We start from the raw sequence: 2,303 nt of genomic DNA, 5'->3' as shown, positions 1-2,303 counted from the left end.
TCGACGTTTAAAGTTTACGAAATTGAGCCGCTCCGGCAAGAGGGAATGTTCCCTCCGCCCGAGACGGATAATCATTATATTACCATTCGGAGATGGCTTTGGTATCAAGAAATTGCTTGATTCCCCAGATACTACCTTCACGGGCATGGCCGGAATATTTGACACCACCGAAGAAGCTTTCCTTCGGCAAACTCTTACCGTTCACTTCAACCATGCCGGAACGCAAGGCCGTTGCAACACGATGGCATTTTTCCTTGTCTCCGGATTGGACATAGTTGGTCAGGCCATAATCCGTGTCATTGGCCATTGCTATGGCTTCTTCTTCACTGTCAAAAGGAATCATCGACAGAACCGGCCCGAAAATTTCTTCACGGAAAATTTTCATGTCCGGTTTGACATCGGCAAAAACAGTCGGGCGGACAAAATAGCCGCGCTTGAAGCCGTTAGCCAAGCCCGTTCCACCGGCAATAAGTGTGGCACCTTCGTCAATACCCGATTGGATAAGGCCTTGGATCTTGTCAAACTGGGCTTTTGATACAACCGGTCCCAAATGGTCTCCGCGCTCGCTCGCCACAGCAAGTTTGACATTATTTGCTACTTCCTTAGCAATTCTCTTGGCTTTTTCATAAATGGAACGCTCGACAAACATACGGGTTGGTGCATTGCAACTTTGTCCGCTATTGTTGAAGCAGGCCAGAACGCTCCATTTGATCGCATTTTCACGGGCATCGGCAAAAACCAGATTGGCTCCTTTACCACCAAGCTCCAGATCAACATGTTTTAATGTGTCGGAAGCATTTTTGGAAATTGCTTTGCCAACGCGGGTCGAACCGGTAAAGCTTATCATCGCAATGTCCGGATGGCCGGAAAGACATGTTCCAACACCCGCACCATCACCATTGACGAGGTTGAACACGCCCTTTGGAAGACCTGCCTCATCAATAATATCGGCATATAATAGGCCGGAAAGCGGAGCAATTTCAGAAGGCTTCAAGACCATCGTACAACCGGCAAGCAATGCCGGAATAACCTTCAGGTTAATCAGGTTCATTGGCCAGTTCCATGGCGTAATGAGACCGACAACGCCGACCGGTTCATATTGAAGTGCACTATCTTTATGACCTTTTACAAGATCGGTCTTAAAAGAAAAATGCTTGAAACTATCAATAAAGCCTTCGATAAAGTAAGCGCCACCTCCGACTTGTTGTTCCAAGGCCATATCAATGGGGGCACCCATTTCGGTTGAAATGGCTTTTGCCATTTCACCCCTACGCCGGTTATAGATCGACAATATTTTTTCAACAAAAGTTAAACGTTTTTGCGGGTCGGTGTGCTTCCATCCCTCAAAGGCTGCTTTTGCAGCTGCAACTGCACGATCGACATCTTTTGACGTGCCATTGCTGATGACAGCACAAGCTTCTTCCGTGGACGGGTCAATCACTTTGAGGTCATGAGCCTCTAATGGTTCAACCCAGGCACCATTTATATAAAATTTGCGTTTATCTAACATATTTATCCTTTTAAAGCCCACGCAGGGCAATTTTTATCGGCTCTCCTTTGTCCCGAAGCCCCAAGATGTCCATATTGGAGAAACGTCTGTCGTTCGAAAAATGGAAGAACCGGTATTTCCGTGCAAACGGCTTTTTAAAAATACGATTGCCCCTATTATTTAAAATGCGATCGTAGCTATTAAAGTGTTGTCGTTTATTTTTTTAAAAAAGTCGCGATAAGACAAGACACAAGGAAGCCGTGTTGAAACAATAAAAATCCGGCAAGCTTTAAATCCTCTTATAAGCCGAACGATTTTTTAAAGAGGGCCAATATCGGAAAGCGAAAAACCGGACGAGTAGACCACGGCATTGACCATTTTACCAGTCTCGTTCCCGTTGTCGAGATGGATAACAAGGCCGGTTTGTTGATAACTATAAAACATCAGTTTTATGGCATATATCAAGGTCTGTTGCTTCGCCTTGCAAGTGTGCAGCAACGGATTTCCGCACAGAAACTTTAATCGAACCGCCAATTTTCAATCCGGTTTCGGGTTCTGGATTTCAATACGTTTTTCGGCTTTAAAGCTGAATTTTGATTGATTTTCAACGGCCCTTCACGGATGAGCGTTTAAAGACGCGCGCGCCATATTCCGACAATTTTCTCTTCTGACAATTTTTTGCCAGCCATTGGTCGTTATGTTGAACTTCGGCGCTGTCATCACTTACCGGTCTGATCAAATGAAGCCCTATCGACGTTTAAAGTTTACGAAATTGAGCCGCTCCGGCAAGAGGGAATGTTCCCTCCGCCCGAGA

General features: G+C 45.6%; 2 protein-coding genes. Both read right to left on the bottom strand.

What is annotated here, in order from left to right:
• Window positions 1-79: 79 nt before the first annotated feature.
• On the bottom strand, window positions 80-1,510 hold the full coding sequence (locus H3S83_RS11405; RefSeq protein ID WP_198239912.1) for an aldehyde dehydrogenase family protein: 1,431 nt from the start codon (window positions 1,508-1,510) through the stop codon (window positions 80-82).
• A 297-nt stretch (window positions 1,511-1,807) separates the two neighbouring features.
• Window positions 1,808-1,933 (bottom strand): hypothetical protein, encoded by a 126-nt coding sequence (locus H3S83_RS11625; protein ID WP_255519583.1) that lies wholly within the window; start codon window positions 1,931-1,933, stop codon window positions 1,808-1,810.
• Between the last annotated feature and the right edge of the window lie 370 nt (window positions 1,934-2,303).

This window comes from Bartonella sp. W8122 (assembly GCF_016102485.1).
Lineage (GTDB): Bacteria > Pseudomonadota > Alphaproteobacteria > Rhizobiales > Rhizobiaceae > Bartonella > Bartonella apihabitans.
Note: the sequence above shows the minus strand (reverse complement) of the source record. Positions and strands in the feature narration are given on the sequence as shown.

What these genes read in the sequence shown, in the direction of transcription:
- H3S83_RS11405 (WP_198239912.1), bottom strand. Translation starts at nt 1,510, where the DNA reads ATGTTAGATAAACGCAAATTTTATATAAATGGTGCCTGGGTTGAACCA.
- H3S83_RS11625 (WP_255519583.1), bottom strand. Translation starts at nt 1,933, where the DNA reads ATGTTTTATAGTTATCAACAAACCGGCCTTGTTATCCATCTCGACAAC.